The organism is Tardiphaga sp., assembly GCF_028290495.1.
Lineage (GTDB): Bacteria > Pseudomonadota > Alphaproteobacteria > Rhizobiales > Xanthobacteraceae > Tardiphaga.
Genome location: NZ_JAQGJT010000046.1, coordinates 93,670 through 101,503 on the forward strand (window position 1 = coordinate 93,670; position 7,834 = coordinate 101,503).

Annotated in this window: 6 protein-coding genes; all 6 read left to right on the forward strand. The window is 63.3% G+C overall.

Annotation, left to right across the window (positions count from 1 at the left end):
• Positions 1-10 precede the first annotated feature (10 nt).
• Positions 11-1,453, forward strand: coding sequence for a nitrogen regulation protein NR(I) (gene ntrC / locus JWQ24_RS08790; protein ID WP_299806719.1), 1,443 nt, complete (start codon positions 11-13; stop codon positions 1,451-1,453).
• A gap of 177 nt (positions 1,454-1,630) precedes the next feature.
• Complete coding sequence (locus JWQ24_RS08795) at positions 1,631-3,928, forward strand: PAS domain-containing sensor histidine kinase (protein ID WP_299806721.1); 2,298 nt, start codon at positions 1,631-1,633, stop codon at positions 3,926-3,928.
• A gap of 18 nt (positions 3,929-3,946) precedes the next feature.
• Positions 3,947-5,317: a sigma-54 dependent transcriptional regulator gene (locus tag JWQ24_RS08800; RefSeq protein WP_299806723.1), complete on the forward strand. Its 1,371-nt coding sequence runs from the start codon at positions 3,947-3,949 to the stop codon at positions 5,315-5,317.
• A gap of 191 nt (positions 5,318-5,508) precedes the next feature.
• Positions 5,509-6,366 (forward strand): D-amino-acid transaminase, encoded by an 858-nt coding sequence (locus JWQ24_RS08805; RefSeq protein ID WP_299806725.1) that lies wholly within the window; start codon positions 5,509-5,511, stop codon positions 6,364-6,366.
• A 188-nt stretch (positions 6,367-6,554) separates the two neighbouring features.
• Entirely contained in the window at positions 6,555-6,803 is a 249-nt protein-coding gene (gene hfq, locus JWQ24_RS08810) for an RNA chaperone Hfq (RefSeq protein ID WP_006020546.1), read from the forward strand.
• 11 nt (positions 6,804-6,814) lie between these two features.
• A partial coding sequence (hflX, locus tag JWQ24_RS08815; protein WP_299806727.1) for a GTPase HflX occupies positions 6,815-7,834 on the forward strand: 1,020 nt, incomplete at its 3' end.

Below are 7,834 nucleotides of genomic sequence, written 5' to 3' on the forward strand. Positions count from 1 at the left end.
GGAATAACTAATGGCTGCAGGTAGCATTCTGGTTGCGGACGATGACACTGCCATCCGCACCGTCTTGAATCAGGCTCTCTCTCGCGCCGGCTACGAGGTCCGCCTGACCGGGAACGCCGCCACGTTGTGGCGCTGGGTCAGCCAGGGCGAGGGCGATCTGGTCATCACCGACGTGGTGATGCCCGACGAGAACGCTTTCGACCTGTTGCCGCGAATCAAGAAGATGCGGCCGAACCTGCCGGTCATCGTGATGAGCGCGCAGAACACCTTCATGACCGCGATCCGCGCATCCGAGCGCGGCGCCTACGAATATCTGCCGAAGCCGTTCGACCTGAAGGAACTGATCGCGATCGTCGGCCGTGCTCTGGCCGAGCCGAAGGAGCGCGTCGCCAGCCACGCCGACGACGGCGAATTCGATTCGATCCCGCTGGTCGGCCGTTCGCCGGCGATGCAGGAGATCTACCGCGTGCTGGCGCGGCTGATGCAGACCGACCTTACGGTGATGATTTCCGGCGAGTCCGGCACCGGCAAGGAACTGGTGGCGCGCGCGCTGCATGACTACGGCAAGCGCCGCAACGGCCCGTTCGTCGCCGTCAACATGGCTGCGATCCCGCGCGACCTGATCGAATCCGAACTGTTCGGCCACGAGCGCGGCGCTTTCACCGGCGCCAACTCGCGTGCCTCCGGTCGCTTCGAGCAGGCCGAGGGCGGCACGCTGTTCCTAGACGAAATCGGCGACATGCCGATGGAAGCGCAGACCCGCTTGCTGCGCGTGCTGCAGCAGGGCGAATACACCACGGTCGGCGGCCGCACCCCGATCAAGACCGACGTGCGCATCGTCGCGGCGTCCAACAAGGACCTGCGAATCCTCATCCAGCAGGGGCTGTTCCGCGAGGATTTGTTCTTCCGCCTCAACGTGGTGCCGCTGCGTCTTCCTCCTTTGCGTGAACGCATTGAAGATCTGCCCGACCTGATCCGGCACTTCTTCGCGCTGGCCGAAAAGGACGGCCTGCCGCCGAAGAAGCTCGACGCCGCGGCGCTCGAGCGGATGAAGCAGCATCGCTGGCCCGGCAACATCCGCGAACTCGAAAATCTCGCCCGCCGGCTTGCCGCTCTGTATCCGCAGGACGTCATCACCGCCTCGGTAATCGACGGCGAGCTTGCGCCGCCGGCCGTGGTTTCCGGTGGCAGCCAGCAGAACGGCGTCGACAATCTCGGCGGCGCGGTCGAAGTCTACCTGTCTACGCACTTCGGCAGCTTCCCGAACGGCGTGCCGCCGCCCGGCCTGTATCACCGCATCCTGCGCGAGATCGAGGTGCCGCTGCTCACCGCCGCGCTGGCGGCGACCCGCGGCAACCAGATCCGTGCAGCAGATTTGCTCGGTCTCAACCGCAACACGTTGCGCAAGAAAATCCGCGATCTCGACATCCAAGTCTATCGAACCGGCGTCTAGTTCAGCCAGCATCGAATAATTCCGACAAAAAGCCGCGTGAAAACCCCTGTTGGGCGTTTTCCGCGGCTTTCGCACGCCGTGGAATTGTCGTAATTGAGCAACAATGTTGTATGATTGCATCAGTGCGCTTGCGGTACGATCGATGGCCGCAAGGCGTTCACGCTCACCAAATCCGGTATGACCAGCGCAGACACGACGACCTCCATTGATGAACCGTCGTTCGCCGAGCCGCACACATCGGCGCTGCGGCGGTTGTTCGCGCCGTTTGCGGTCGGCCTGGCGCTGCTGTCGGCCTGCCTGACTTTCATCGTTCTCAACGGCCTGACGCCGATAGCGCCGACCCACACGGTGGTCGTCACCTTCCTGCTGATCAACGCCGTCGCGGTGCTGATCCTGATCCTGATCATCGCCCGTGAAGTCTGGAAGGTCGTCCAGGCCCGCCGACGGGGCCGGGCCGCGGCGCGTCTGCATGTGCAGATCGTCAGCCTGTTCTCCGTGATCGCCGTAATCCCGGCCGTGCTGGTGTCGATCGTTGCCAACGTCACGCTCGACCGCGGCCTCGACCGGCTGTTCTCCGGGCCGACGCGGGCGGTGATCGGCAACTCGCTGATCGTCGCCAACGCCTATCTGCACGAGCACGCCCAGTTGATCCGCGGCGACATCCTGGGCATGGCCAACGATATTTCGCTGGCGCGTCCGTTGTTCGACCAGGATCGCGGTACATTTTTGAGCGTGCTGACCGCCAGCGCGGCCTCGCGCAACCTGCCGGGCGCGATGATCCTGGATAAGGACAGCAACCTCATCGAACCCGCGAATACCGGCATGAAGCAGGCTTTCACCACGCCGGCGCCGGACTTCCTGAAGAACGTCAACGACAGCGAACCGCAGATCGCGGTGTTCATCGAGGCCAATTACGTGGCTGCTGTGATCCGGCTGCGCGCGTTCGATGACACCTTCCTCTACGTCGCTCGCCTGCTCGATCCCCGCGTCGTCCAGCAACTGCGCCAGACCCAGGCCAGCGTGGCTGAATATGCCGATCTGGAATCGCGCCGGCTCGGTATCCAGGTCGCCTTCGCGCTGATGTTTACGGTGATTGCGCTGACGGTGCTGATGTCTGCGGTGCTGATCGGGTTGAACTTCGCCAACTGGCTGGTGACGCCGATCCGCCGGCTGATGGGCGCTGCCAATGCCGTCTCGACCGGCGACCTCCACGTTCAGGTGCCGGTGATCCAGTCGGAGGGCGATCTGGCCCATCTCGGCGAGACCTTCAACAAGATGACCCATGAGCTGCGCACCCAGCGCGACGAACTGGTCAGCGCCAGCGACGTGATCGACAGCCGTCGCCGCTTCATCGAGGCGGTGCTGTCCTCGGCCAGCGCGGGCATCATCGGTGTCGATGGCGCCGGCCGCGTCGGTATTCTCAACCGTTCAGCGGAAAAGCTTATCGGTCATTCGGAGTCGGAAACGCTCGGCCATTCCCTGTCCGAGGTCGTGCCCGAACTGGACGAGATGATGCAGAATGCCCGCGAGGGCTCGCAGCGGCTGGTGCAGGGCCAGATCACCATCACCCGCGACAGTCAGGAGCGCGTGCTGTCGGTGCGCGTCAGCGCCGAACAGACCAGCCAGTCGCGCGACAGCTACATCATTACGCTCGACGACATCACCGAACTGGTGTCGGCGCAGCGTACCTCCGCCTGGGCTGATGTCGCCCGCCGTATCGCGCATGAGATCAAGAACCCGCTGACGCCGATCCAGCTCTCCGCCGAGCGCATCAAGCGCAAATTCGGCAAGGTGATCGTCGCCGACAAGGCGATCTTCGAGCAGTGCACGGACACCATCGTCCGCCAGGTCGATGACATCCGCCGCATGGTCGATGAGTTCTCGCGTTTTGCGCGGATGCCGAAGCCGGTCATCGAGGGCGAAGACGTTGCCGACACCGTGCGCCAGGTCGTGTTCCTGATGCGCGTCGGCCATCCCGACGTCGATATCGAGACCGAGATCAGGGACGAACCGATGCGGGCGCGGTTCGACCGCCGGCTGATTTCGCAGGCGCTCACCAACATCATCAAGAACGCCACCGAAGCGATCGAGGCGGTACCCGCCGAAACGCTCGGCAAGGGTCGCATCGAGGTCGTCGCTTTCAAGGAGAACGAGGACATCGTGATCGACGTCATCGACAACGGCATTGGGCTGCCGACCGTCAGCCGCTCGCGGCTGCTGGAGCCCTATGTGACGACGCGCGAGAAGGGCACGGGCCTTGGCCTCGCGATCGTCGGCCGCGTGCTCGAAGATCATGGCGGCCGGATCGAACTGAACGACGCCTCGAACATACGTCCGGGCGCCCGTGGCGCCTGGATGCGGCTGCGGTTTGCGATTTCCGGTCAGAAGCCCGATACGGAAAAGGCCGAACCAAAAGCCGCCAAGAACGACGACAGCACGAACGAAATATCACCCGAAGCCGTCTCCGGCAGATGACAAGACAGAGCTCGTATCATGGCTAATGACATTCTGATTGTTGACGACGAAGCCGACATCCGGGATCTCGTCGCGGGGATTCTCGACGACGAAGGCTTCACCACGCGCACCGCGCGCGACAGCGATTCGGCGCTCGGCGAAATCTCCAACCGCCGCCCGAGCATGGTATTTCTCGACATCTGGCTGCAGGGCAGCAAACTCGACGGCTTGCAGCTCCTGGAACAGATCAAGCGCGACCATGCCGAGCTGCCGGTCGTGATGATCTCCGGCCACGGCAATATTGAAACCGCGGTCGCTGCGATCAAGCGCGGCGCCTATGACTTTATCGAGAAGCCGTTCAAGGCCGACCGGCTGATCCTGGTCGCCAACCGGGCGCTGGAGACCTCACGGCTGAAGCGCGAGGTCAAGGAACTGAAGCAGCTGGCGCCCGTGGCCAGTTCGCTGACGGGGCGTTCGGCGGCGATGAACCAGTTGCGTCAGACCATCGATCGCGCGGCCAAGGCCAACAGCCGCATCCTGATCGTCGGCCCGTCCGGTGCGGGCAAGGAACTGGCGGCGCGCACGCTGCACAATGCCTCGCAGCGTTCCGAAGGTCCGTTCGTCGTTATCAACGCCGCGGCGATCACGCCGGAGCGGATGGAAGTCGAACTGTTCGGCATCGAGCAGTCCAACGGCGAGCAGGCCCGCAAGGCCGGTGCCCTGGAAGAAGCGCATGGCGGCACGCTGTTCCTCGACGAAATCGGCGACCTGCCGCGCGAGACGCAGAACAAGATCCTGCGCGTGCTGGTCGACCAGACCTTTACGCGGGCAGGGGGCACCACCAAGGTTCATGTCGACGTTCGCATTATCTCCTCGACCGCGCGCAATCTCGAGGAGGAAATCGCCGAAGGCCGCTTCCGCGAAGACCTTTATCACCGCCTCTCGGTGGTCCCGATCCGTGTGCCGCCTTTGTCCGAGCATCGTGAGGACATTCCTGAGCTGATCGAATATTTCATGGAGCAAATTTCGGTCGCAACGGGGCTTCCGAAACGCCAGATCGGCCAGGACGCGATGGCGGTACTGCAGTCACACGTCTGGCCAGGCAACGTCCGCCAGCTCCGCAACAACGTCGAGCGTGTGATGATTCTCGCCGGCGGCGGACCGGAGGTGATCATATCCGCGGACATGTTGCCGCAGGACGTCGGCTCGATGGTGCCGTCGATGCCGACCAGCAACAATGGCGAGCACATCATGGGTCTGCCGTTGCGAGAGGCCCGCGAGGTGTTCGAGCGCGATTACCTGATTGCGCAGATCAGCCGCTTCTCCGGCAACATCTCGCGCACCGCCGAATTCGTCGGCATGGAGCGCTCGGCGCTGCACCGCAAGCTCAAGGCGCTCGGCGTCGGCTAGAGCAATGTCAGAGATTAATCGCAGGACCCCACAGCCGTCATTGCGAGGAACGAAGCGACGCGGCAATCCAGAGAGCCACACACGCAGTCTGGATTGCTTCGTCGCAAGAGCTCCTCGCAATGACGGGGATAGGCCGGCGCAATTCGCAAACGTAATCCATTCAACCTAATCGCCAATCAACGGGACGAACCATGTCACGCATTGCCTACGTCAACGGTCACTACCAGAATCTGCGTGACGCCGCCGTCAACGTCGAAGACCGTGGCTACCAGTTTGCCGACGGCATTTACGAGGTTTGCGAGATCATCGGCGGCCGGATGGTCGACTTTCCCCGCCACATGGCGCGGATGCAGCGCTCCTTGCGTGAACTGCGCATCGCGGAAGCGATGCCGCTGGCGTCGCTGAAGATCGTCATGGAGGAGGTGGTTCGCCGCAACCGTATCGATTATGGCATCGTCTATCTGCAGATCAGCCGCGGCGTCGCGCATCGCGACCACGGCTTTCCGTCGCCCGAGGTGAAGCCCAGCGTCGTCGTCACCGCGAAATCGCTGAATTTAGCCAAGAACCAGGCCACCGCCGAGCGTGGCATCAAGGTGATCACCACCGCCGAGAACCGCTGGCCGCGCGTCGACATCAAGACCGTCTGCCTGCTGCCCAACGTGCTCGCGCGGCAGGAGGCAAGGGACAAGGGCGCCTATGAGGCGTGGTACGTCGATGCCGGCGGCTTCGTCACCGAAGGCGCGTCCTGCAACGCCTGGATCGTCACCAAGGACGGCAAGGTTGTCACCCGCACCGCCGCCTCCGGCATCCTCGCCGGCATCACCCGCGCGGTGCTGATCAACGTGCTGGAAGCGATGCAGCTGAAGCTGGAGGAACGCAACTTCACGCCCGATGAGGCCTATCACGCAGCCGAGGCCTTCGTGTCGTCGGCGAGTCAGATCGTGATGCCCGTGGTCAGCATCGACGGCCACGCTATCGGTGACGGAAAGCCCGGTGGTATCGCGAAACGGCTGCGTGCGGAATTTCATCGCTTTGCGGCTATTTCCTGAGAATTGACCCGTTTTTAGGCGGCTGTGGCGCGATCTGGCTTGCCTAAAAAGCGCGCCTGCCATCTAATCAATCCGTCGTGTGCCCGGAGGGGGATCTCAGGGGAAAGCACGGCAACTGGACGATGCCCCGGAGAGGGCAATGCCGGTTCAAAAACAAAAGATGCAAATCAGACTGCGGGACAAAAACAATGGCGGCAGACCGCGCACAAAATCTACAGGACACCTTCCTCAACCACGTTCGCAAAACCAAGACGCCACTGACGATCTTTCTGGTGAATGGCGTAAAGCTGCAGGGCATTGTCACCTGGTTCGACAATTTCTGCCTCTTGCTCCGTCGCGACGGTCACTCGCAGCTTGTATACAAGCACGCGATCTCGACCATCATGCCGGGCGCTCCGATCCAGCTGTTTGAAGGCGGCGAGGATGCTCCAGCTTGAGAATAAACTAATTGGAACCCCGGAGCTTTGATGGGGCTGCCGACCGTCCGCGGCCGGCGCCAGGCGAATCCACAGGGCGGGTGATCGTCATCGGCCCCTATCTGCGTGAGCGGCGTAACAACGCCGACGCGCAGGTGGATAGCCATGTCCGCGATTCCGAAGCGCGGCTGGAGGAGGCCACTGGCCTCGCACGCGCCATCGGCCTGACCATCGCGGAAGCGGTGGCGGCGCCGATCAGCCAGATCCGGCCCGCGACCTACCTCGGCAAAGGCAAGGTCGAGGAGATCGTCGGCCTGATCACCGGCCACGACATTGAACTGGTGGTGATGGATTGCGCATTGTCGCCGATCCAGCAGCGCAATCTCGAAAAGGAATGGAACACCAAGGTGCTCGACCGCACCGGCCTCATTCTGGAAATCTTCGGTCGCCGCGCCAAGACGAAAGAGGGCGCGCTGCAGGTCGAGCTCGCCCATCTCAACTACCAGCGCAGCCGGCTGGTGCGGTCCTGGACGCATCTGGAGCGGCAGCGCGGCGGCTTCGGCTTCATGGGCGGCCCCGGCGAAACCCAGATCGAGGCGGATCGCCGCCTGATCGGTGACCGCATCACGCGGATCGAAAACGAGATCAAGAAGGTGCAGGCGACGCGCCGGCTGCACCGTGCCGGCCGCCAGCGCGTGCCGTACCGCGTGGTGGCGCTGGTCGGCTACACCAATGCCGGCAAGTCGACGCTGTTCAACCGGCTGACGCGCGCCGAGGTGCAGGCCGCCGACATGCTGTTTGCCACCCTCGATCCGACCTTGCGCGCGCTGAGCCTGCCGCACGGCGGCAAGGCGATGCTGTCGGACACCGTCGGTTTCATTTCCAACCTGCCCACCCAACTCGTCGCGGCGTTCCGCGCCACGCTCGAAGAGGTGCTGGAGGCGGATATCATCCTGCACGTCCGCGACATCTCGCATGAGGATGCGGAGGCGCAGGAGCGTGACGTCGACGCCGTATTACGTCAGCTCGGCATCGATCCCGATGCCGGCGCA

What these genes read in the sequence shown, in the direction of transcription:
- ntrC (WP_299806719.1), top strand. Translation starts at nt 11, where the DNA reads ATGGCTGCAGGTAGCATTCTGGTTGCGGACGATGACACTGCCATCCGC.
- JWQ24_RS08795 (WP_299806721.1), top strand. Translation starts at nt 1,631, where the DNA reads ATGACCAGCGCAGACACGACGACCTCCATTGATGAACCGTCGTTCGCC.
- JWQ24_RS08800 (WP_299806723.1), top strand. Translation starts at nt 3,947, where the DNA reads ATGGCTAATGACATTCTGATTGTTGACGACGAAGCCGACATCCGGGAT.
- JWQ24_RS08805 (WP_299806725.1), top strand. Translation starts at nt 5,509, where the DNA reads ATGTCACGCATTGCCTACGTCAACGGTCACTACCAGAATCTGCGTGAC.
- hfq (WP_006020546.1), top strand. Translation starts at nt 6,555, where the DNA reads ATGGCGGCAGACCGCGCACAAAATCTACAGGACACCTTCCTCAACCAC.